Source organism: Burkholderia sp. LAS2 (assembly GCF_018417615.1).
GTDB classification, from domain to species: Bacteria; Pseudomonadota; Gammaproteobacteria; order Burkholderiales; family Burkholderiaceae; genus Burkholderia; species Burkholderia sola.
Map to the genome: position 1 here is coordinate 751,161 of NZ_CP071052.1, position 22,229 is coordinate 773,389.

Genomic DNA, 22,229 nt, shown 5'->3' on the forward strand with positions numbered 1-22,229 from the left:
GTTCCGTGGCGTTTTTTTTTCGCGTGAACCCTAAGGGCGACGGCGGCGCGGGGCGGGCATCCGGACCGCGAACGCCCGCCGCGCGCACCGTTACGCGACCTGCTGATGCGACTGGCCGCCTGCCGGCGAGCGCCACTTCGCGAGCAGCGTGTCCCACTTCTGCCGCACCGCGCGCAGGTTGTTCTCCTTCACGTGGCCGTAGCCGCGAATGCCGTCCGGCAGCGCCGCAAGCTCGAGCGCGAGCGGCCGGTTGGCCGCGTTCAGCCTGCCCAGCACCTCGCCGATCAGCGCTTCATATTCGCCGATCAGCGCGCGCTCGGTGCGGCGCTCCGCGGTGCGGCCGAACGGGTCGAGCCCCGTGCCGCGCAGGAACTTCGCCTTCGCGAGCAGCCGGAACGCGGACATCATCCACGGGCCGTACGCCTTCTTCACGAGATGGCCGTGGGCGTCCGTCTTCGCGAACAGCGGCGGCGCGAGGTGGAATTTCAGCTTCCAGTCGCCTTCGAACTGCGCGGTCAGCCGCGCGAGGAACGCGGGATCGGACTGCAGCCGCGCGACCTCGTATTCGTCCTTGTACGCCATCAGCTTGAACAGGTTGCGCGCGACCGCTTCGGTCAGCGGCTCCTGCACCGTGTCGCCGTCGGCGAGCGCGCGCTCGGCGGCGCGCACCTTGTCGACGAATGCCGCATAACGCGACGCGTACGCGGCGTTCTGGTACGCGGTGAGGAATTCGACGCGCTTCGCGATCAGCGCGTCGACCGCCTTCTTCGTGTGCAGCGAAATCACCGTCGCGCCTTGCGCGGGCCGGGCGTCGCCGGCTGCGGCCTGCTTCACGCTGGCCAGGTCGTGCGCGGCGCGGCGGCCCCAGTCGAACGCCGCGCGGTTCTTGTCGACCGATACCGCGTTCAGATCGATCGCGCGTTCGAGCGACGCGAGCGTCAGCGGCAGCCAGCCCTTCTGCCACGCGTAGCCGAGCACGAACGGGTTCGTGTAGATTGCGTCGCCGAGCAGCGCGACCGCGAAGCGGTTCGCATCGATGAAGTCGACCGCTTCACCGGCTGCCGCGCGGATGTCGTTCTCTGCGGACACGCCGGGGAACGCCCAGTTCGGGTTCTTGATGAACTCGGCGGTCGGCGTCTGCGCGCTGTTGACGACCACGCGCGTCGTGTCGTGCCGCATCCGCGACGTGCATTCGTCGCCGGCCGTGACGATCGCATCGCAGCCGATCACGAGATCGGCTTCGCCCATCGCGATCCGCGTCGCATGAATGTCGGTCGGCGCGTGCGAGATCTGCACGTGGCTCATCACCGCGCCGCCCTTCTGCGCGAGGCCGGTGACGTCGAGCACGGTCACGCCCTTGTTCTCGAGGTGCGCGGCCATCCCGAGCAGCGCACCGATCGTGACGACGCCCGTGCCGCCCACGCCGGTGACGAGCACGCCGTACGCGCGGTCGATCGCCGGCAGCGTCGGTTCGGGAATCGGCGGCAGCGCACCGCCGTCGACCGCCACCGCCTTCGGCTTCTTCAACTGGCCGCCCTCGACCGTGACGAAGCTCGGGCAGAAGCCCTTCACGCACGAAAAGTCCTTGTTGCAGCTCGACTGGTTGATCTGGCGCTTCGTGCCGAATTCGGTTTCCAGCGGCTCGACCGACAGGCAGTTCGACTGCACCGAGCAGTCGCCGCAGCCTTCGCACACCGCGTCGTTGATCACGACGCGCTTCGCCGGGTCCGGGTATGTACCGCGTTTGCGGCGGCGGCGCTTCTCGGTCGCGCAGGTCTGGTCGTAGATCAGGATCGTCGTGCCTTCGATCTCGCGCAGCGCGCGCTGCACGTCGTCGAGCTGGTCGCGATGGTGGATCGTCACGCCCGGCGCGAGCAGCGCCTTCTGGCTGTCGTACTTCTCCGGCTCGTCGGTGACGATCACGATCTTCTTCGCGCCTTCGGACGCGAGCTGGTGCGTGATCTGCGGCACCGTCAGCACGCCGTCGACCGGCTGGCCGCCCGTCATCGCGACCGCGTCGTTGTAGAGGATCTTGTAGGTGATGTTCGCCTTCGACGAGATCGCCGCGCGCACCGCGAGCAGGCCCGAATGGAAATAGGTGCCGTCGCCGAGGTTCGCGAACACGTGCTTCTCGTCGGTGAACGGCGCCTGGCCGATCCACGGCACGCCTTCGCCGCCCATCTGGCTGAAGGTGCTCGTGCTGCGGTCCATCCACACGGTCATGTAGTGGCAGCCGATCCCGGCGATCGCGCGCGAGCCTTCCGGCACGTTGGTCGACGTGTTGTGCGGGCAGCCCGAGCAGAACCACGGCTTGCGCTCGGTCTGCACGTGCGGCTTCGCGAGCGCCATTTCCTTCGCGTTGATCACCGCGAGCCGCGCGGCGATGCGCGCGCGCACATCGGACGGCAACTCGAACTTCTCGAGCCGCGTCGCGATCGCCTTCGCGATGATCGCGGGCGACAGCTCGTAGTGCGCGGGCAGCAGCCAGTTGCCCATCGGCACCGACCATTCGCCGCCGGCGCCGTCCTTCTCGTCGAACTTGCCGAACACCCGCGGGCGCTGCGCGTCGGGCCAGTTGTACAGCTCTTCCTTGATCGCGTATTCGAGGATCTGGCGCTTTTCCTCGACGACCAGGATTTCGTCGAGACCGCGCGCGAACGCCTGCGCGCCCTGCGCTTCGAGCGGCCACACGCAGCCGACCTTGTAGAGCCGGATGCCGATCCGCGCGCAGGTTTCGTCGTCGAGGCCGAGGTCGGTCAGCGCCTGGCGCACGTCGAGGTACGCCTTGCCGCCGGTCATGATCCCGAAGCGCGCATGCGGCGAGTCGATCTCGATCCGGTCGAGCTTGTTTGCGCGCACGTAGGCGAGCGCCGCGTACCACTTGTAGTCGAGCAGCCGCGCTTCCTGCACGAGCGGCGGGTCGGGCCAGCGGATGTTCAGCCCGCCTTCCGGCAGGATGAAGTCGGTCGGCAGCACGATCTCGGTGCGATGCGGGTCGATGTCGACCGACGCCGACGATTCGACGACGTCCGTCACGCACTTGAGCGCGACCCACAGGCCCGAGTAGCGGCTCATCGCCCAGCCATGCAGGCCGAAGTCGAGATATTCCTGCACGTTGGACGGGAACAGCACCGGCAGCCCGCAGGCCTTGAAGATGTGCTCGGACTGATGCGCGAGCGTGGACGATTTCGCCGCGTGATCGTCGCCGGCCAGCACCAGCACGCCGCCGTGCTGCGACGAGCCGGCCGAGTTCGCGTGCTTGAACACGTCGCCCGTGCGATCGACGCCCGGACCCTTGCCGTACCACATGCCGAACACGCCGTCGTACTTCGCGCCGGGGTACAGGTTCACTTGCTGGGAGCCCCACACGGCGGTGGCGGCGAGATCTTCGTTGAGGCCGGGCTGGAACACGATCCGGTGGGCGGCCAGGTGCTGCTTGGCTTTCCACAGCGACAGATCGAGGCCGCCCAGCGGCGAGCCGCGGTAGCCGGAGATGAAACCGGCCGTATTGAGACCGGCGGCGCGGTCGCGTTCCTGCTGGAGCATCGGCAGGCGCACGAGGGCCTGGATGCCGCTCATGTACGCGCGGCCGCGTTCCAGCGTGTATTTGTCGTCAAGCGTGACGGACTTCAGCGCGGCTTCTAGCGACGCGCGTTGGTCTGCGTCTAGCGGGGCATTCATTAACTGTCTCCTCCACCCGGTCTGGGATCACCAAAACTTCGGTTGCGTCGGCATCTTTTGGACGCGTCCGCAGTGGCCGGCATGTTCGCCGGTTTTAAGGGATGGTAGCACTGGGGCAAACCCGCCGCCCATCGGTCGCAACGCGAGGGAAAGGGCCGCCACGCACCATGAAACAGGGCGAGATCATGCGTTACATCATGTAAAAGCATGTAAAGCGGCGTTGATCTGCGGGCAAATGCCGTTAATCTTGTCGGCCTGCCGGAGGTGCCCGGCCGCGTGGGTTCGTTCCGACGCAGTCGGGGAGGCGCCGGCAGTTTTACAGGAGGTGCAATGAACACACGTCATATCCAGAGTTTCCTGATCGTGTCCGCCGCGTTTTTCTCGATGACGGGCCCGGTGCACGCGCGAGGCGCGAGCGCGCTGGCGGCAGCCGGCGCACAGATGCAGCAGATCGTGCCCGCTCAGGACGCCGCAGCTCAGCCGTCGGTCGAGCGCGCCGCCGCGTCGAAGGCGAACGTGCGTTGATGCGATCGCGCGGCCCGCGGGCCTCGCCGGCATGCAAAAAGGGCGGGAATCCTCGGATTCCCGCCCTTTTTCTTTGTGCGGCCGGATCGCGCGGCCGCCCCCGGTTGCTCGGAGGCGCCGCGCGGCGGGGGCGTCAGGCCTTGTCCTGCACGACGCCGCGGCGGATCTGGTCGAGCTCGATCGATTCGAACAGCGCCTTGAAGTTGCCTTCGCCGAAGCCCTGGTTGCCCTTGCGCTGGATGATCTCGAAAAAGATCGGCCCGATCTGGTTTTCGGTGAAGATCTGCAGCAGCAGGTCGTCGCGTGCGCCGTCGATCAGGATCTTGCGCTTCTTCAGTTCGTCCAGCGATTCGCCGTGGTTCGGCACGCGGCGGTCGACCAGTTCGTAATACGTGTCGATCGTGTCGAGCAGCTTCACTTCCTTGCTGCGCAGCCCGTCGACTGCCTGATAGATGTCGCTCGCGCCGAGCGCGATGTGCTGGATGCCTTCGCCGTGATATGCGTCGAGGTATTCCTGGATCTGGCCGGCCGTGTCCGAGCCTTCCTCGTTGATCGGGATGCGGATCTTGCCGCACGGCGACGTCATCGCCTTCGACTTCACGCCCGTCACCTTGCCTTCGATGTCGAAATAGCGCACTTCGCGGAAGTTGAACAGGCGCTCGTAGAACTCGGCCCATTCCTGCATGCGGCCGCGATGCACGTTGTGCGTCAGGTGGTCGATGTAGGTGAGGCCGTGGCCGACCGGGTTCGGGTTCGCGCCGGGAATCGGCTCGAAGTCGACGTCGTAGATGCTGATGTCGCCGATCGCGCCCGGCTGCGCGCCGTTCTTGCCGCGCCAGCGGTCGACGAAGTAGATCAGCGAATCGCCGATCCCCTTGATCGCCGGGATGTTCAGCTCCATCGGGCCCGTCTTGTTGTCGAAGCCCCATGCGCCGAGTTCCAGCGCGTGCCGGTACGCCTTCGCGGCGTCCTGCACGCGGAACGCGATCGCGCAGATCGACGGGCCGTGCAGCCGCGCGAAGCGTTGCGCGAACGAATCGGGTTCGGCGTTGATGATGAAGTTGATGTCGCCCTGGCGGTACACCGTCACGTCCTTGTGGCGGTGGCGCGCGATCGCGGTGAAACCCATCCGTTCGAACAGTTGTCCGAGTGCTTTCGGGTCCGGTGCCGTGTATTCGATAAATTCGAAGCCGTCGGTGCCGACGGGGTTGTCCCAGGTGGGGATCTGCATGTCGTGTCTCCTGTGCGGGGCGATCGGCCGGGGGCGGCGTGCGCGTGCCCGGCGTGGTTCGATGTCGACGGCCGCGCCCATCACGAGCGTGCGCGGCAAGCCGAGACATGCGACAGAGTGTAGCGGGCGGCCGCGAGCGGAAACTTGCGAACTTAATCGCCCGCGCCTACGATGGCGCAATTTCCAGTCTCAAAACACTCAGTGGAGGGCAGAAGATGGCGCAAGCCGAATTGGATGCCATCGACCGGCGCATTCTCGCGATTCTTCAGGAGAACGGGCGCCTGTCGAACCAGGAGATCGCCGAGCGCGTGAACCTGTCGCCGAGCCCGTGCTTGCGGCGAATCCGGCGGCTCGAGGAAATCGGCGTGATCACCGGCTACGTCGCGCTGCTGAATCCGCAGAAGCTCGGGCTCGACCTGCTCGCCTACGTGAGCGTGCGGCTCGAAAAGCGCGGCGGCCTCGCGCCGGTCCGGGCCGACGAGACGTCGGCGCGCGCGGGCGCGACCCACGCGGAGCTGTTCCGCGCGGCCGTGCAGACCTGGCCGGAAGTGGTCGCGTGCCATGCGATGACGGGCGACATGGATTACCTGCTGCGCGTACAGGTCGAGGACATGGCGCATTTCTCCCGCTTCGTGCAGGAGCATCTGCTGCATCACCCGTCGGTGATCGACGTGAAGACGAGCTTCTCGCTCGATTGCTTCAAGGAAACGACGGCGTTGCCGATTCGTTCGGTGCGCTAGCGTGGCGGGGAAGGGGGGGCGCCGGGCGCGCCGCAGGCGCGGCCCGGCTGGCCGACGTCAGGCCGTCAGTGTGGCCGGCATCAGCGATTCGATGAACTTCGTCGTGCGGCGCGCCTGGCGCTTCATCGCGTAGTCGAACACCGCGGCCTGTTCCTGCAGCATCTCGGCGATGATCGTCGAGTGGTCGGCCGGCGGCAGCGACAGATACGCATCGGCTTCACCGTACGCGTACTCGATCCGCATCCCGGACTTCTTCGCGATGTGCATCATCGTCGCGTTACGCGACAGGCAGTGCATGTACAGCATCGTCACGTGCGTGTTGCGGCTGCGGATCGCCGCGCGCTCGAACAGTTTCGAGCCGACGCCGCGGCCGCGCGCGCTTTCGAGCACCGACACGCCGAATTCGGCCGTGCGCGTGTCGCCCTCGGCCGGCAGGTAGGCCAGGTGGCCGACGCCGATCAGTTCGAGGTCGTGGTCGAACACGCCGAACACCGTATCGCGACCGAAGTCGAGCGTGCGGACATAGTTCTCGATCACGTGATCGGGCACCATCTGGCCGAAGCGCAGCAGGCGGTCCTCTTCGTCGAGCGAGAGAAAGTGGGTGAGCATCTGCTCACGGTCTTTGGAAGCCAGTTCCCTGACGAGAACCGGCGCAGTAGCGACCTTGCCGACAGCAGCGGCACGGCCGTTGAATTGCGTGTTCATCGTGGGTTCCTCAGTGTGGGTGCACAAGCGGGTTGTGCAATGCAACAGCATTTTACCCGAGCGAGGTTGGGGAAAACCCGTATTTGACGTTATTTGTGCTGAGGGGGAATTCTAAAACCGCTTAGTTCATTCTTTAAGTTATTGATTTTAAGCGAATTTAAAATTCATCATATGAAATGCGCGGCGGGCGGTCGGCTGTGCCCGTCGCGCAACGCATGCTGCTGCGCGGCAATCAGGCCGCCGTCGACAGCCCGCGCTCGATGAGGTCGATCACCTGTTCCGCGAAGTCGCGGTAGCCGAGGCGGCCGCCCGGCTTCAGCCACGTGAAGGTCCAGTTGATCATCCCGAACACCATCATCGTCACCGAGGTCTGGTTTTCCTTCGAGATGCGGTCCGGGTACGCACGCGCGAGCTGCCGCGTAAACGCCGCGACGATGTCGCGCTGGCGGTCGAGCACGATTTCACGCTGTGCGTCCTCGAGATACTTCACGTCGTTGAGCAGCGCGACGTGGCGGCTGTGCGACGTCTCGTATTCGGCGAGGAACGCGCGCACGAGTTCGGCGAACGCGTCGCGCTCGCTGAGGCCGCGCCGCTGGCTCGCGCCCTCGACCTCGGCGATGATCAGCATCAGCCGTTTCGTGTAGCGGTCGAGCAGGTCGAACAGGATCGCTTCCTTGCTCTCGTAATAGTGATAGAGCCGCGCCTTCGACGTGCCGCTCGCGGTCGCGAGATCGGACATCGACGTACTCGGGTAGCTCGTCTGCGCGAATTTCTCGGCGGCCAGGTCGAGGATCTGCTCGCGCTGGGATTCGTGGTCGGGCGCTCGGGTTCGGGCCATGGTCGAATGCGGAAGATTAGCGGTGCGCGGCGGCGCGCACCTGCGTGGAAGAGAGGGCGTCGGGCGCGTCGTCCTGCAGCTCGAGCCGGCTGGCGGCCGCGAGTTCGCGACAGCGCCACCACGCGAGCGAGTCGCTGACGAACAGCCCGCCGCGGTCGGCGGCGGCCATGATGCTGCCAACGAGGTGGCGCGCGGGCTGCCAGTCGGTTTCCGCGCGCGCGACGATCAACGCGTCGAGATCGGCGTAGTGGCCGCTCTTGATCGTGTTGCTGACCCAATAACGCAGTTCGGCGTTCAGATGTTTCGCTTCCTGCCATTCGAGCGCGAGGCGGCCGATGCGCAGGACCGAGACCGGCGCGGCCGCCGGCCGCTTGCGCGCCAGTTCCGCGGGCGAGAACATCCCGGTCGCGCAGGCCTGGTCGGTACGCGACAGCGCTGCGCGCTGCGCGGCGTCGAGATCGGCGGCCGACAGCCGCACCTCGTTCAGGCGCTGCGGCACGTTGCGCAGGTGATAGGCGACGCGGCGCAGCAGCAGCTTGTCGCCGACGCTCGGCGCGTGCCACACGACGACCTGGCCGGTCTCCGTCGCGAGCTGGTCGAGGCGCGCGAATTCGGCCTCGATTTCCGCGTTCCAGTCGGGGATCTGGTCGCCGAGCACGTGCTGCCAGAAGGTGGCGCGCGTGTCGGGCGTCTCGTCGGCGCCCTTCAGCGGCCCGACGCCGAGATCGTCGAGCAAACCGACGACGCGCTCGTCGCGTCCGGTTTGCGCGAGGGCTTCGCGCAGCGACGCGGCGGCGGTGCCGCCCTGAATCACATGAATGGTACTCATCGGCCTGTCGTCAACAAAAGAAAACCGCCGGCCGGGCGGACGTTGCGATGTCCAGCCGGCCGGCGGCCCCTAGGGTCTGTTTACATATGGAACGCGCATGCGAATGCCCGAAATCGCTCGTCCCCCAAGGGGACTTCCTCCGGGGCGTATGGCAAGGAGTGAGGAGCGCCGTTTGGCCGAGCCAAACAAGCGACGAGCGACGCCGCCATACGGGCGATTTCGGGCATTCCCGTGGAATGATTTTTTAATTTGGGGTTGCCACGAGAACGGCCGCTCGCCGCGTTGCGCTCCTTGCGAATACGTCAGTATTCGCGGCGTCGCGCGCCTCGCGAGCGGCCGTTCTCGTGGCAACGCATGCGCGTTCCATATGTAAACAGACCCTAGTGTAAGCGAGATGTGTGACGGCGAGAAACCGTCAGGCGCCGCGACGCGACGCCGCTCAACGCTCGTCGAAGCTCACGACGACCTTGTCGCTGATCGGGTGGCACTGGCACGTGAGCACGAAACCGTCCTTCACTTCGTGCGCCTCGAGCGTGTAGTTCTTCTCCATCCGCACTTCGCCTTCGACTACCTTCGCGCGGCACGTGCAGCACACGCCGCCCTTGCATGCGTACGGCAGCGCGAGGCCCGCGCGCAGGCCCACGTCGAGCAGGCTCACGCCTTCGTACGGCAGACGCAGCTTGCGCTTCTTGCCGTCGAGCACGATTTCGAGGTCGGCGGCCGGCGTCTGGTCGGTGATCTCGACGACCGGTGCGCCGGCCTGCGGCAGCGGCGTGCCGAAGCGCTCGACGTGCACCTTCGCCTGCGGCACGCCCGCCGCGTTCAGCGCGGCTTCGGCCGCGTCCATCATCGGCGCCGGGCCGCAGATGAACGCCTCGTCGATCGCGTCGGCCGGCGTCAGCGTCGCGAGGAATTCCGCGCATTTCGCCTGGTCGAGCACGCCGTTGAACAGCTCGACGTCCTGCAGGTCGTCCGACAGCACGTGATAGAGGACGAAGCGGTTCATGTAGCGGTTCTTCAGGTCCTCGAGCTCCTCCGCGAACATGATCGCGTCGACGCTGCGGTTGCCGTAGATCAGCGTGAACGTGCTGCGCGGCTCGAGTTCGAGCGTCGTCTTCACGATCGCGAGCACCGGCGTGATTCCCGAGCCGCCGGAAAACGCGACGTACTGCTTGCCATGGTCGGCGTTCAGGTGCGTGAAGAAGCGGCCGTCCGGCGTCATCACGTCGATCGTGTGGCCGGGCTTCAGCGTGTCGAACGCGAAGTTCGAGAAGCGGCCGCCGCGCACGCGCTTGATGCCGATGCGCAGTTCGCCGTCGCGATCGTAGTCCGTCGTGCCGACGCAGATCGAATACGAGCGGCGCGTCTCCTCGCCGTCGATGTGGGTCTTCAACGTGACGAACTGGCCCTGCGTGAAGCGGTACGCGTCGCGCAGCTCGGGCGGCACGTCGAACGAGACGGTCACGGCGTCGGCGGTCTCGGGCCGCACGTCGCGGATACGCAGCGGGTGAAATTGCGGGGTCGCCATATTCAGTAGGGTTTGAAGTAGTCGAAGGGTTCGCGGCAGTCGACGCAGCGATACAGCGCCTTGCAGGCCGTGGACGCGAATTGCGCGAGACGTTCGGTGCGCGCGGAGCCGCAGCGCGGGCAGGTGGGCGCCGCGACCGGCCGCGGCACGAAGCGCACGACGTTCTCCCGCGGCACGGCGCTGCCGCACTGGCCGACCGGCGGCGCGATGCCGTACGCGCGCAGCTTGTCGCGCGCTTCCTGCGTGATCCAGTCGGTCGTCCACGCGGGGGCGAGCACCGTCTCGATCCGGTGCGGCGGCAGATCGGCGGCCTGCAGCGCGGCGGCGATGTCCTCGGCGATCTGCGACATCGCCGGGCAGCCCGAGTAGGTCGGCGTGATCACGACTTCGAGCTGGCCGTCGTCCGCGCGGCGGACGTCGCGCAGGATGCCGAGCTCGCGGATCGACACGACCGGAATCTCCGGATCGGGCACGGCTTCGAGCACGTCCCACGCGTGGGCGAGCAGCGGATCGTCGCGGTGCGCGGCGGCGGTAGGGGCGGCGGTCTGGGCGGACATCGGCGGGCTCCGTGGCGTGGGCCGGTTACCAGCTCGCGCCGGGGTGCTGGCGCGCGAGGCTCTGCATTTCGGCGAGCAGGTAGCCCATGTGTTCCGAATGCTCGCCCTGCTTGCCGGTCGTCACGTGCTTCACCGGTGCCGGCAGCGCGAGCGTGGCCTCCGCGAGCGCGTCGTCCACGTCCGCGCGCCACGCGGCCTCGAGCGCGGCCGGCGCCGGGCCGATGCCCGCGGCGACGATCGCGTCGTCGATCGCATCGGCGGCGAAGCATTCGCGCGTGTACGGCATCAGGTAGTCGAGCGCGGCCTGCGCGCGGCGGTGCGATTCGTCGGTGCCGTCGCCGAGGCGCACGAGCCATTCGCGCGCATGCTGGACGTGATAGCGGGTTTCCTTCACCGATTTCGCGGCGATCGCGGCGAGCTGCGTGTCGGTCGACGTTTCCAGCGCGCTCCACACGTGCAGCATCAGCGCCGCGTACAGGAAGTTGCGCACGATCGTCACCGCGTAGTCCTTGTCGGCGTGTGCGGTGCCGGAGACGGGCCCGTAGTGCGGCAGTTCGGCGAGCGTGAAGTTCGCGAACTCGCGCTCGGTGCGGAAGTACGCGTAATCGTCTTCCGTCTTCGCCGCGCCGGTGAGCTGGCGCTCGAGCTCGGCCGCGTGCGTATACAGCATGCGCGCCTGGCCGATGAGGTCGAGGCTCATGTTGGTGAGCGCGATGTCTTCCTCGAGGATCGGGCCATGGCCACACCATTCGGCGTTGCGCTGACCGAGGATCAGCGCGTTGTCCGCGAGGCGCAGCACGTAGGAGAGGTGTTCGGGCGTGATCGTCATGGCGCGGGCGTTACATGTGGTTGACTTCGTCGGGCAACGTGTAGAACGTCGGGTGACGGTAGATCTTGTCGCCCGCCGGTTCGAACAGTTCGGCCTTCTCGCTCGGGTCCGATGCGGTGATCGCCGACGACGGCACCACCCAGATGCTCACGCCTTCCTGGCGCCGCGTGTAGACGTCGCGCGCCATGCGCAGCGCCATCGTCGCGTCGGCGGCGTGCAGGCTGCCGCAGTGCTTGTGGTCGAGGCCCTGCTTGCTGCGCACGAACACTTCCCAGATCGGCCATTCCTTGTTCATCGCTTTCTCCTGATTCCTGAATTCGGGGGGTGCCGCTCAGGCGGCGTGCTGTTCGGCGCGGGCGCGACGCTTCGCTTCGTGCGCGAGCGCGGCTTCGCGCACCCAGGCGCCGTCCTCGTGTGCTTTCACGCGAGTCGCGAGGCGTTCCTTGTTGCACGGGCCGTCGCCATTGACGACGCGCCAGAATTCGTCCCAGTCGATCGCGCCGTAGTCATAGTGGCCGCGCGCCTCGTTCCATTTCAGGTCGGGGTCGGGCAGCGTCACGCCGAGCACCTTTGCCTGATCGACCGTCGCGTCGACGAATTTCTGGCGCAGGTCGTCGTTCGAGATCCGCTTGATGCCCCATTTCGCGGACTGGCTGCTGTGGACCGAATCGGCGTCGCTCGGGCCGAACATCATCAGTACCGGCCACCACCAGCGGTCGACGGCCTGCTGGACCATCGCGCGTTGCGCGTCGCTGCCCTTCATCATCGACAGCAGCGCGTCGAAACCCTGGCGCTGGTGGAACGACTCTTCCTTGCACACGCGGATCATCGCGCGCGCATACGGGCCGTACGTGCAGCGGCACAGCGGGATCTGGTTCATGATCGCGGCGCCGTCGACGAGCCAGCCGATCACGCCGACGTCGGCCCAGGTCGGCGTTGGGTAGTTGAAGATGCTCGAGTATTTCGCCTTGCCGGCGTGCAGCGCGTCGATCAGCGAATCGCGCGATACGCCGAGCGTTTCGGCCGCGCTGTACAGGTAGAGGCCGTGGCCGGCTTCGTCCTGCACCTTCGCGAGCAGGATCGCCTTGCGCTTCAGGCTCGGCGCGCGCGAGATCCAGTTGCCTTCCGGCAGCATGCCGACGACTTCCGAATGCGCGTGCTGCGAGATCTGGCGTACCAGCGTCTTGCGATATGCGTCGGGCATCCAGTCCTGCGGTTCGATCTTGCCGTCCGCGGCCATCACCGCATCGAACCGCGCCTGTTCGGGCGACTCGGCTGCGGCATCGAGCGGCGCGACGTTGCCGGGGATGTCGAGGGATTGCGTGTACATGGCGAAAGCTCTCGTCCGGTTGAATGTGTGCGAAGTATAAACCAACCGACCGGTCGGTTAATAAATTTGTTGCGAATTTTCGGCGAGACACGGGTAAACGAGGGACGTCGGGGCGCGATCCGGTCGCGCACGTGTGGCCTCGCACGTGGGTCTCGCGTCTTCTGCGGCACAATGCCCGCTTTCCGATGAGGATTTTGCCGATGTCATTTCGAAGCAGTGTCGCCGCGGCCGTGCTGGGCGCGGCCGTTTTCGTGTCGCCGCTTGCGGCGTCGGCGGCGTCGGGCTCGCCGGTGGGTTGGGTCGCCGCGTGGGCGACCGCGCTGCAGCCGATTCCTGACCTCGCCGCACCGCCGCCGCTCTACCGCGCACCCGACGTGGCCGGGAGAACCGTGCGGCAGATCGTCTACCCGACCGTGTCGGGGCGGGCCGCGCGGATTCGCGTGAGCAACGCCTACGGTCGCGCGCCGCTGGTCGTCGAGGCCGCGAGCCTCGCGCGTGCCGGCGAAGGGGCCGCGCTCGCCGGCGGCGCGGTGGTGCCGGTCCGGTTCGGCGGCAGCGCGTCGGTGACGCTCGCACCGGGCCAGGCGCGCGAAAGCGATCCGGTGTCGATCGACGTGACGGCCGCGCAGCCGTATGCGATTAGTCTCCAGATGGGGCCGAACCAGCGGATGACGGTCTGGCATCGCGTGTCGAACCAGTTCAACTATGTGTCCGCGCCGGGCGATCAAGTGGGCAATCCGGGCGCCGACGTGTTCCGCACCCGCTTTACTCAATATGCATGGGTGACGGAACTTGCCGTCGAAGCTGGCTCCGCACGCGGCAGCGTCGCCGCGATCGGCGATTCGATCACCGACGGGTTGCGCTCCAGCGTGAACCGCAACCGTCGCTGGCCCGACGCGCTCGCACGCCGGCTGATGGCGTCGAGTGCCGATTCGATCGGCGTCGTGAATCTCGGCATCAGCGGGAACCGGCTGCTCAGCGATTCCGCGTGTTACGGCACGTCGCTGGCGTCGCGGTTCGAGCGTGACGCGCTGTCGCGCTCGGGCGTGAAGGCGGTGATCGTGCTGATCGGGATCAACGACATCAACTTTGCGGCGATGCCGCCGCGCGCGGGGCTCGATTGCGATCACCCGCATACGCAGGTGACCGCCGCGTCGCTGATCGACGGCTATCGCCGGCTGATCGACGCGGCGCACCGCCAGGGCGTGAAGGTCTTCGGCGCGACGCTGACGCCGGCGGCGTTGCCGCCCGGACGCGAAGCGATCCGGCTCGAGGTGAACCGGTGGATCCGGAGCGGAGGCGGGTTCGACGGCGTGGTGGACTTCGACGCTGTGCTGCGCGATCCGGCGCGCCCGAGCGTGCTGCAGCGCCGATACGATAGCGGCGACGGCATCCATCCGAGCGATGCGGGCTACACGGCGATGGCCGATGCGGTGCCGATCGAGCAACTGCAGGCTGCGGTGGGCGGCAAATGACGCGGCTCTATATATAGAGGGAAAGGTTGCCGACGGCCTGCGGGCCGGCAGCGCGACATCGTCCGTCGAGCCTGAAGCCTCCGTGTGCGTCAGCGCACGGAGGCTTTTTCAAACTTTCTTCATAAAGGGCTTGCGCGGATGGGGACGGATGCATAGAATCACGCCTCTTTCGCGCTAACGGAAACGCGGCGCGGGAGGAAGGGAAGCGGTGCTGTCGGGTTCGGGATGTAGCGAGCCTTGGCGGTACAGGAAGTTGAGCCCCGCAGTCGCAACGATGTAGTGTAAAAAGTTGTTGACGAGCTGCGAAACACGGTTCATAATCTCGCTTCTCTGCTGCTGAAAACGCAGTGCTGCCGGGAACCACGAAGTTCCTCGCAGAATGCTCTTTAAAAATTAACAGCCGATAAGTGTGGGCGCTTGATGGAAGCGAGCTGATCCTCGGATCAGATAGCGAAAGTATCAAGAGTCTCACACTAAAGTAAGTCAGGTTTATGAAGTGATTCATATTCCTGTCAGCTTTGAGTGAGCGACCGGTTCTACGGAACCGAAAACAGTAACAGGTTTGAACTGAAGAGTTTGATCCTGGCTCAGATTGAACGCTGGCGGCATGCCTTACACATGCAAGTCGAACGGCAGCACGGGTGCTTGCACCTGGTGGCGAGTGGCGAACGGGTGAGTAATACATCGGAACATGTCCTGTAGTGGGGGATAGCCCGGCGAAAGCCGGATTAATACCGCATACGATCTACGGATGAAAGCGGGGGACCTTCGGGCCTCGCGCTATAGGGTTGGCCGATGGCTGATTAGCTAGTTGGTGGGGTAAAGGCCTACCAAGGCGACGATCAGTAGCTGGTCTGAGAGGACGACCAGCCACACTGGGACTGAGACACGGCCCAGACTCCTACGGGAGGCAGCAGTGGGGAATTTTGGACAATGGGCGAAAGCCTGATCCAGCAATGCCGCGTGTGTGAAGAAGGCCTTCGGGTTGTAAAGCACTTTTGTCCGGAAAGAAATCCTTGGCTCTAATACAGTCGGGGGATGACGGTACCGGAAGAATAAGCACCGGCTAACTACGTGCCAGCAGCCGCGGTAATACGTAGGGTGCGAGCGTTAATCGGAATTACTGGGCGTAAAGCGTGCGCAGGCGGTTTGCTAAGACCGATGTGAAATCCCCGGGCTCAACCTGGGAACTGCATTGGTGACTGGCAGGCTAGAGTATGGCAGAGGGGGGTAGAATTCCACGTGTAGCAGTGAAATGCGTAGAGATGTGGAGGAATACCGATGGCGAAGGCAGCCCCCTGGGCCAATACTGACGCTCATGCACGAAAGCGTGGGGAGCAAACAGGATTAGATACCCTGGTAGTCCACGCCCTAAACGATGTCAACTAGTTGTTGGGGATTCATTTCCTTAGTAACGTAGCTAACGCGTGAAGTTGACCGCCTGGGGAGTACGGTCGCAAGATTAAAACTCAAAGGAATTGACGGGGACCCGCACAAGCGGTGGATGATGTGGATTAATTCGATGCAACGCGAAAAACCTTACCTACCCTTGACATGGTCGGAATCCTGCTGAGAGGTGGGAGTGCTCGAAAGAGAACCGGCGCACAGGTGCTGCATGGCTGTCGTCAGCTCGTGTCGTGAGATGTTGGGTTAAGTCCCGCAACGAGCGCAACCCTTGTCCTTAGTTGCTACGCAAGAGCACTCTAAGGAGACTGCCGGTGACAAACCGGAGGAAGGTGGGGATGACGTCAAGTCCTCATGGCCCTTATGGGTAGGGCTTCACACGTCATACAATGGTCGGAACAGAGGGTTGCCAACCCGCGAGGGGGAGCTAATCCCAGAAAACCGATCGTAGTCCGGATTGCACTCTGCAACTCGAGTGCATGAAGCTGGAATCGCTAGTAATCGCGGATCAGCATGCCGCGGTGAATACGTTCCCGGGTCTTGTACACACCGCCCGTCACACCATGGGAGTGGGTTTTACCAGAAGTGGCTAGTCTAACCGCAAGGAGGACGGTCACCACGGTAGGATTCATGACTGGGGTGAAGTCGTAACAAGGTAGCCGTATCGGAAGGTGCGGCTGGATCACCTCCTTTCCAGAGCTATCTCGCGAAGTTGAGCGCTCACGCTTATCGGCTGTAAATCAAAGACAGACTCAGGGGTCTGTAGCTCAGTCGGTTAGAGCACCGTCTTGATAAGGCGGGGGTCGTTGGTTCGAATCCAACCAGACCCACCATTGTCTGACGTGTCGGTGATCGTTAGCGCTTTAGCGCTTACGAGCAGCCCATGCCGATAGGCTGTAGTACCTGAGGTCATCTGTACTCAATGGGGGCATAGCTCAGCTGGGAGAGCACCTGCTTTGCAAGCAGGGGGTCGTCGGTTCGATCCCGTCTGCCTCCACCAATCTTCAATGACAAGCGTTCGAACGAAGCGTTGTTCGAGTCTTTGTCATTGGCGATTGAGCCAGTCAGAGTGATACGTAGTATGTATCGGCTGTCGTTCTTTAACAATCTGGAAGAAGTAAGTAATTTGGATAGCGGAAGCGTCTCGAGATGGACGTGGAAGTTATCCGGGTTGTGATTGTATCGATGTATCTCAAGATGATTCGAACTCTATGTTCGACTCAATTGGAATACGGCACAACGCGAGAACTCAACCTGTAGCGGCTGTCGAGAGACAGACTCGTTATAGGGTCAAGCGAACAAGTGCATGTGGTGGATGCCTTGGCGATCACAGGCGATGAAGGACGCGGTAGCCTGCGAAAAGCTACGGGGAGCTGGCAAACGAGCTTTGATCCGTAGATGTCCGAATGGGGAAACCCGGCCCTTTTGGGTCATCCTGGACTGAATACATAGGTCCAGTGAAGCGAACGCGGTGAACTGAAACATCTAAGTAACCGCAGGAAAAGAAATCAACCGAGATTCCCAAAGTAGTGGCGAGCGAAATGGGATGAGCCTTGCACTCTTTATTTGTATTGTTAGCCGAACGCTCTGGAAAGTGCGGCCATAGCAGGTGATAGCCCTGTAGGCGAAAACAGTATGAAAGAACTAGGTGTGCGACAAGTAGGGCGGGACACGTGAAATCCTGTCTGAAGATGGGGGGACCATCCTCCAAGGCTAAATACTCGTGATCGACCGATAGTGAACCAGTACCGTGAGGGAAAGGCGAAAAGAACCCCGGGAGGGGAGTGAAATAGATCCTGAAACCGCATGCATACAAACAGTCGGAGCCTCGCAAGGGGTGACGGCGTACCTTTTGTATAATGGGTCAGCGACTTACGTTCAGTAGCAAGCTTAACCGTATAGGGCAGGCGTAGCGAAAGCGAGTCCGAATAGGGCGTTCAGTTGCTGGGCGTAGACCCGAAACCAGGTGATCTATCCATGGCCAGGATGAAGGTGCGGTAACACGTACTGGAGGTCCGAACCCACTAACGTTGAAAAGTTAGGGGATGAGCTGTGGATAGGGGTGAAAGGCTAAACAAACCTGGAAATAGCTGGTTCTCTCCGAAAACTATTTAGGTAGTGCCTCGTGTCTCACCTTCGGGGGTAGAGCACTGTCATGGTTGGGGGGTCTATTGCAGATTACCCCGCCATAGCAAACTCCGAATACCGAAGAGTGCAATCACGGGAGACAGACATCGGGTGCTAACGTCCGGTGTCAAGAGGGAAACAACCCAGACCGCCAGCTAAGGTCCCCAAATATAGCTAAGTGGGAAACGAAGTGGGAAGGCTAAAACAGTCAGGAGGTTGGCTTAGAAGCAGCCACCCTTTAAAGAAAGCGTAATAGCTCACTGATCGAGTCGTCCTGCGCGGAAGATGTAACGGGGCTAAGCTATATACCGAAGCTGCGGATGCGAGCTTGCTCGCATGGTAGGAGAGCGTTCCGTAAGCCTGCGAAGGTGCCTTGTAAAGGGTGCTGGAGGTATCGGAAGTGCGAATGCTGACATGAGTAGCGATAAAGGGGGTGAAAGGCCCCCTCGCCGTAAGCCCAAGGTTTCCTACGCAACGTTCATCGGCGTAGGGTGAGTCGGCCCCTAAGGCGAGGCAGAAATGCGTAGCTGATGGGAAGCAGGTCAATATTCCTGCACCATTGTTAGATGCGATGGGGGGACGGATCGCGGAAGGTTGTCCGGGTGTTGGAAGTCCCGGTCGCTGCATTGGAGAAGGCGCTTAGGCAAATCCGGGCGCGCAATTCAAGGGTGTGGCGCGAGCTCCTTAGGGAGCGAAGCAATTGGAAGTGGTTCCAAGAAAAGCCTCTAAGCTTCAGTCTAACGATGACCGTACCGCAAACCGACACAGGTGGGCGAGATGAGTATTCTAAGGCGCTTGAGAGAACTCGGGAGAAGGAACTCGGCAAATTGGTACCGTAACTTCGGGATAAGGTACGCCCTTGTAGCTTGACTGGCCTGCGCCAGGAGGGTGAAGGGGTTGCAATAAACTGGTGGCTGCGACTGTTTAATAAAAACACAGCACTCTGCAAACACGAAAGTGGACGTATAGGGTGTGACGCCTGCCCGGTGCCGGAAGATTAAATGATGGGGTGCAAGCTCTTGATTGAAGTCCCGGTAAACGGCGGCCGTAACTATAACGGTCCTAAGGTAGCGAAATTCCTTGTCGGGTAAGTTCCGACCTGCACGAATGGCGTAACGATGGCCACACTGTCTCCTCCCGAGACTCAGCGAAGTTGAAGTGTTTGTGATGATGCAATCTACCCGCGGCTAGACGGAAAGACCCCATGAACCTTTACTGTAGCTTTGCATTGGACTTTGAACCGATCTGTGTAGGATAGGTGGGAGGCTATGAAACCGGAACGCTAGTTTCGGTGGAGCCGTCCTTGAAATACCACCCTGGTTTGTTTGAGGTTCTAACCTTGGCCCGTGATCCGGGTCGGGGACAGTGCATGGTAGGCAGTTTGACTGGGGCGGTCTCCTCCCAAAGCGTAACGGAGGAGTACGAAGGTACGCTAGGTACGGTCGGAAATCGTGCTGATAGTGCAATGGCATAAGCGTGCTTAACTGCGAGACCGACAAGTCGAGCAGGTGCGAAAGCAGGTCATAGTGATCCGGTGGTTCTGTATGGAAGGGCCATCGCTCAACGGATAAAAGGTACTCTGGGGATAACAGGCTGATACCGCCCAAGAGTTCATATCGACGGCGGTGTTTGGCACCTCGATGTCGGCTCATCTCATCCTGGGGCTGTAGCCGGTCCCAAGGGTATGGCTGTTCGCCATTTAAAGAGGTACGTGAGCTGGGTTTAAAACGTCGTGAGACAGTTTGGTCCCTATCTGCCGTGGGCGTTGGATATTTGAAGGGGGCTGCTCCTAGTACGAGAGGACCGGAGTGGACGAACCTCTGGTGTACCGGTTGTCACGCCAGTGGCATCGCCGGGTAGCTATGTTCGGAAGAGATAACCGCTGAAAGCATCTAAGCGGGAAACTCGCCTTAAGATGAGATATCCCTGGGGACTAGATCCCCTTGAAGGGTCGTTCGAGACCAGGACGTTGATAGGTCAGGTGTGTAAGCGCAGTAATGCGTTCAGCTAACTGATACTAATTGCCCGTAAGGCTTGATCCTATAACAAGTCTGTCTCGATGCCCGTTAGCGCTTTAGCGCTTACGGACATCGAGCGTCGAGTGTGAGGCACTCGACGTACTGCGGTTGAACTACCGCGTACGTGTGAGATACAGCTCACAACCCAACTCAATTACTGCTTCTTCCAGGATTGGTTGTGCTGCGAAGCCAGCACAACAACCCCCTTTGCCTGATGACCATAGCGAGTCGGTCCCACCCCTTCCCATCCCGAACAGGACCGTGAAACGACTCTACGCCGATGATAGTGCGGATTCCCGTGTGAAAGTAGGTAATCGTCAGGCTCCCTTAGCCAGAAACCCCCGCCCGACAAGGCGGGGGTTTTTGCATTTCGGCATTCCAAAAAGCATGTGGCGAGGCGTGACCGAGGCTACGTACGCCGGGCTCCTCTGCCGTAAACCATTGCAGCATCAAACTCCCCCAACCGCTTCCATCTCCGGCGATTCCGCCGATTATCGACCGTATCTTCGATCAAAACCGCAATTTGCTCCCCGCAAACGTATATCGACGAGCGCGATTGCGCGACCCGCTTCCTGCAGCCCGCCACCTCGTCTACTCCATCTTTGATCAAAGAGACCCGACCGAGGGGCCGCCAGCGCCGTGTGCGTAGCGGGCCGGACGAGATCAAAAACCGGCGCAGTCTCTTCTGACGCCCACTCGTTGACCGTCCAGTAGCGCGTAGATTTCCTCGATGAGCGAATAGGCTGCGCCGCCTACGCGGACTCGCTGTTTCCCCGCCGGCGCGGGCTATGTGCTGACTGCGCCGACGCTTGGCGCGCGTTCGGCGCGTATCGTATTCGGACCGCCGAACTGAGAGCCTCCGGCAGGTCAGCTCGTGTACCGCGTTCTAGCTATGATCGCGCGTCAGCTTGAGCATTGCCGGACAGCGCACGTTGGATGTCGACGCTCTGGCGCCATATATCGGTTTTATAACGACTTCGGATGCGTGAGGTACGGCGAAGGCGCCTGCGTCGAATCCGGCGCGGATATTCGTGTCCAGGGGCGAGGCGGGCGCGGCACGAGCAGTAGCGATATCGACTGTACGCAAAGATTCGCTGCGATAAGCCGGCCGGTGGCGTTAGGCGCCTTCCACGAAGGGGCGTAGGGCCGCCGAGCATGAGGACCAATCGATGCGGTGGCGGGAAGGTTATGGGGACGGTTGGACCTCCACGCACGTCGTCGCCGAGTAGCGGCTGTAAGCATCGCAGGGCCCGCAGAATCGCCAGGATTTATCCTCGGGGACATCGTCGGACCAGTGCGTGCCGATTCATCCGTTGTGCGCGCGCTACCCGATGGGCGCCCAACCCGCGCACTCGGCTTCGAGTGCGGTCTTCAACTGCTGATGCGCCCCAGGCGCCGAGCATCCCTCCCGGGCTCCGCGGAGAAGCCATCAGCTAGGCCTGCAGTCGGATCTTCCCGATCGGCCGCGTGTGGCGCCGGGCCCCTGCCGCAGCGTGGCAGGGGCAGCTGCAACCACGAAGAATGTCGTTACAGAGCAAGCGGGCGCATGGAGCCTTGTGCCGGTGTGGGAGAGCGACTCCAGACGAGTATCGTGCGTTCCCATGAGGCCGTCGAACACGACTGTGGCCGAATTCGGTGATGGGGCTGACGCGCTGCAACCGCGAGAAGGACGCCCGCCCGTACACGGCGCCCGCGGCAAATGACCACCAGGCGGTCCGCGGCACCGGCTGCCGGACTGCGATTGCGCGCCGGAAGCACCACCAACCCTCCCGCGAGCGACCACAGCCGGCTCACCAAACCCGCCCGGCACGAAATTTGCCGAAATTTTGTGTCTACCCGCTTGGCATTATGCGAAAGAGATCGTATGATGGCGGTCTTTCGTTTTTAGCGCAGATGCAGATCGGCGTTGAAGGCGGAGTCTGACGAAGATGTGGCGCCGGTCGGCAACATCTCGCGCTTGCCTTAGCCGGGCGAGAGCGGGGATCGGTGGGAAGCGGAAGTCGGGAAGAGAGTGAAAATAATCTTCCAGATATGCTTGACAGGAGTGCGATGCACCCCCATAATCGTCAGTTCTCTACGGAGGGGTGCCCGAGTGGCTAAAGGGGGCAGACTGTAAATCTGTTGGCTTACGCCTACGTTGGTTCGAATCCAACCTCCTCCACCAAGATATCAGCGCAGTGAGCGGCAAGGAATCGTTAGTGGCCCGTGCGGGTGTAGCTCAATGGTAGAGCAGAAGCCTTCCAAGCTTACGACGAGGGTTCGATTCCCTTCACCCGCTCCAGACCGCTAAGTTGAAGCGTAGCGCCCATGTGGCTCAGTGGTAGAGCACTCCCTTGGTAAGGGAGAGGTCGGCAGTTCGATCCTGCCCATGGGCACCAGCAGTAAAAAGTCAGTGTCTTGTTTGCGCGCGGC

At 62.9% G+C, this 22,229-nt stretch carries 13 protein-coding genes, 5 tRNA genes and 3 rRNA genes; 11 read left to right on the top strand and 10 right to left on the bottom strand.

All coding sequences use genetic code 11. The features are described 5' to 3' along the window. Positions 1-90: 90 nt before the first annotated feature. Complete coding sequence (locus tag JYG37_RS03480) at positions 91-3,681, bottom strand: indolepyruvate ferredoxin oxidoreductase family protein (protein ID WP_213345889.1); 3,591 nt, start codon at positions 3,679-3,681, stop codon at positions 91-93. A 330-nt stretch (positions 3,682-4,011) separates the two neighbouring features. Between JYG37_RS03480 and JYG37_RS03485 the strand changes: the two genes are divergently transcribed. Further along, complete coding sequence (locus tag JYG37_RS03485; protein ID WP_050011864.1) at positions 4,012-4,206, top strand: hypothetical protein; 195 nt, start codon at positions 4,012-4,014, stop codon at positions 4,204-4,206. Between the two features lie 133 nt (positions 4,207-4,339). On the opposite strand, the gene hppD is transcribed toward JYG37_RS03485, so the two are convergent. Next, the gene (gene hppD / locus JYG37_RS03490; RefSeq protein ID WP_050011865.1) at positions 4,340-5,437 is read right to left on the bottom strand and encodes a 4-hydroxyphenylpyruvate dioxygenase; all 1,098 of its coding nucleotides are present in this window, start codon (positions 5,435-5,437) and stop codon (positions 4,340-4,342) included. Positions 5,438-5,652: 215 nt separating this feature from the next. Here hppD and JYG37_RS03495 point away from each other — a divergent pair, with 215 nt between their 5' ends. After that, a complete protein-coding gene (locus JYG37_RS03495; protein WP_040143005.1) occupies positions 5,653-6,177 on the top strand; it encodes an Lrp/AsnC family transcriptional regulator in 525 nt (174 codons plus the stop codon). Between the two features lie 57 nt (positions 6,178-6,234). Here the strand turns inward: JYG37_RS03495 and JYG37_RS03500 are convergent, their stop codons facing one another. The 8 genes from JYG37_RS03500 to paaA all read right to left on the bottom strand — a co-directional run bounded on the left by JYG37_RS03500 (position 6,235) and on the right by paaA (position 12,793). After that, positions 6,235-6,882 carry a GNAT family N-acetyltransferase gene (locus JYG37_RS03500; RefSeq protein ID WP_124556854.1) on the bottom strand — a complete coding sequence of 216 codons (648 nt, stop codon included), beginning with the start codon at positions 6,880-6,882 and terminating at the stop codon, positions 6,235-6,237. Positions 6,883-7,114: 232 nt separating this feature from the next. Further along, entirely contained in the window at positions 7,115-7,720 is a 606-nt protein-coding gene (locus tag JYG37_RS03505; RefSeq protein WP_006482923.1) for a TetR/AcrR family transcriptional regulator, read from the bottom strand. Between the two features lie 16 nt (positions 7,721-7,736). After that, positions 7,737-8,549: a DUF1835 domain-containing protein gene (locus JYG37_RS03510; protein WP_213345890.1), complete on the bottom strand. Its 813-nt coding sequence runs from the start codon at positions 8,547-8,549 to the stop codon at positions 7,737-7,739. Positions 8,550-8,988: 439 nt separating this feature from the next. Beyond that, on the bottom strand, positions 8,989-10,077 hold the full coding sequence (paaE, locus tag JYG37_RS03515; protein ID WP_124631740.1) for a 1,2-phenylacetyl-CoA epoxidase subunit PaaE: 1,089 nt from the start codon (positions 10,075-10,077) through the stop codon (positions 8,989-8,991). A gap of 2 nt (positions 10,078-10,079) precedes the next feature. Next, positions 10,080-10,634: a 1,2-phenylacetyl-CoA epoxidase subunit PaaD gene (gene paaD / locus JYG37_RS03520; RefSeq protein WP_050018277.1), complete on the bottom strand. Its 555-nt coding sequence runs from the start codon at positions 10,632-10,634 to the stop codon at positions 10,080-10,082. A gap of 25 nt (positions 10,635-10,659) precedes the next feature. Further along, a complete protein-coding gene (gene paaC / locus JYG37_RS03525; RefSeq protein WP_050018276.1) occupies positions 10,660-11,463 on the bottom strand; it encodes a 1,2-phenylacetyl-CoA epoxidase subunit PaaC in 804 nt (267 codons plus the stop codon). A 10-nt stretch (positions 11,464-11,473) separates the two neighbouring features. Beyond that, positions 11,474-11,758, bottom strand: a complete 285-nt coding sequence (paaB, locus tag JYG37_RS03530; RefSeq protein WP_006482881.1) for a 1,2-phenylacetyl-CoA epoxidase subunit PaaB — start codon at positions 11,756-11,758, stop codon at positions 11,474-11,476. A 36-nt stretch (positions 11,759-11,794) separates the two neighbouring features. After that, positions 11,795-12,793, bottom strand: a complete 999-nt coding sequence (gene paaA, locus JYG37_RS03535) for a 1,2-phenylacetyl-CoA epoxidase subunit PaaA (protein ID WP_050018275.1) — start codon at positions 12,791-12,793, stop codon at positions 11,795-11,797. Positions 12,794-12,993: 200 nt separating this feature from the next. On the opposite strand from paaA, the gene JYG37_RS03540 reads away from it, so the two are divergent. The 9 genes from JYG37_RS03540 to JYG37_RS03580 all read left to right on the top strand — a co-directional run bounded on the left by JYG37_RS03540 (position 12,994) and on the right by JYG37_RS03580 (position 22,195). Continuing rightward, a complete protein-coding gene (locus tag JYG37_RS03540; protein ID WP_050018274.1) occupies positions 12,994-14,268 on the top strand; it encodes an SGNH/GDSL hydrolase family protein in 1,275 nt (424 codons plus the stop codon). 564 nt (positions 14,269-14,832) lie between these two features. Beyond that, positions 14,833-16,365 (top strand): 16S ribosomal RNA (locus tag JYG37_RS03545). Positions 16,366-16,428: 63 nt separating this feature from the next. After that, positions 16,429-16,505, top strand: a tRNA-Ile gene (locus tag JYG37_RS03550). Positions 16,506-16,596: 91 nt separating this feature from the next. Continuing rightward, positions 16,597-16,672, top strand: a tRNA-Ala gene (locus JYG37_RS03555). 288 nt (positions 16,673-16,960) lie between these two features. Continuing rightward, a 23S ribosomal RNA gene (locus JYG37_RS03560) occupies positions 16,961-19,841 on the top strand. Positions 19,842-20,027: 186 nt separating this feature from the next. Then, positions 20,028-20,140 (top strand): 5S ribosomal RNA (rrf, locus tag JYG37_RS03565). The 16S, 23S and 5S rRNA genes sit together here with 2 tRNA genes alongside, the layout of an rRNA operon. A 1,755-nt stretch (positions 20,141-21,895) precedes the next feature. Next, a tRNA-Tyr gene (locus JYG37_RS03570) sits at positions 21,896-21,981 on the top strand. 43 nt (positions 21,982-22,024) lie between these two features. Further along, positions 22,025-22,098: transfer RNA gene (locus JYG37_RS03575), tRNA-Gly, on the top strand. 22 nt (positions 22,099-22,120) lie between these two features. After that, positions 22,121-22,195 (top strand) — tRNA-Thr (locus JYG37_RS03580). Positions 22,196-22,229 lie beyond the last annotated feature (34 nt).

What these genes read in the sequence shown, in the direction of transcription:
- paaE (WP_124631740.1), bottom strand. Translation starts at nt 10,077, where the DNA reads ATGGCGACCCCGCAATTTCACCCGCTGCGTATCCGCGACGTGCGGCCC.
- hppD (WP_050011865.1), bottom strand. Translation starts at nt 5,437, where the DNA reads ATGCAGATCCCCACCTGGGACAACCCCGTCGGCACCGACGGCTTCGAA.
- JYG37_RS03540 (WP_050018274.1), top strand. Translation starts at nt 12,994, where the DNA reads ATGTCATTTCGAAGCAGTGTCGCCGCGGCCGTGCTGGGCGCGGCCGTT.
- JYG37_RS03510 (WP_213345890.1), bottom strand. Translation starts at nt 8,549, where the DNA reads ATGAGTACCATTCATGTGATTCAGGGCGGCACCGCCGCCGCGTCGCTG.
- JYG37_RS03500 (WP_124556854.1), bottom strand. Translation starts at nt 6,882, where the DNA reads ATGAACACGCAATTCAACGGCCGTGCCGCTGCTGTCGGCAAGGTCGCT.
- paaB (WP_006482881.1), bottom strand. Translation starts at nt 11,758, where the DNA reads ATGAACAAGGAATGGCCGATCTGGGAAGTGTTCGTGCGCAGCAAGCAG.
- paaD (WP_050018277.1), bottom strand. Translation starts at nt 10,634, where the DNA reads ATGTCCGCCCAGACCGCCGCCCCTACCGCCGCCGCGCACCGCGACGAT.
- JYG37_RS03485 (WP_050011864.1), top strand. Translation starts at nt 4,012, where the DNA reads ATGAACACACGTCATATCCAGAGTTTCCTGATCGTGTCCGCCGCGTTT.
- JYG37_RS03495 (WP_040143005.1), top strand. Translation starts at nt 5,653, where the DNA reads ATGGCGCAAGCCGAATTGGATGCCATCGACCGGCGCATTCTCGCGATT.
- paaC (WP_050018276.1), bottom strand. Translation starts at nt 11,463, where the DNA reads ATGACGATCACGCCCGAACACCTCTCCTACGTGCTGCGCCTCGCGGAC.
- JYG37_RS03505 (WP_006482923.1), bottom strand. Translation starts at nt 7,720, where the DNA reads ATGGCCCGAACCCGAGCGCCCGACCACGAATCCCAGCGCGAGCAGATC.
- paaA (WP_050018275.1), bottom strand. Translation starts at nt 12,793, where the DNA reads ATGTACACGCAATCCCTCGACATCCCCGGCAACGTCGCGCCGCTCGAT.
- JYG37_RS03480 (WP_213345889.1), bottom strand. Translation starts at nt 3,681, where the DNA reads ATGAATGCCCCGCTAGACGCAGACCAACGCGCGTCGCTAGAAGCCGCG.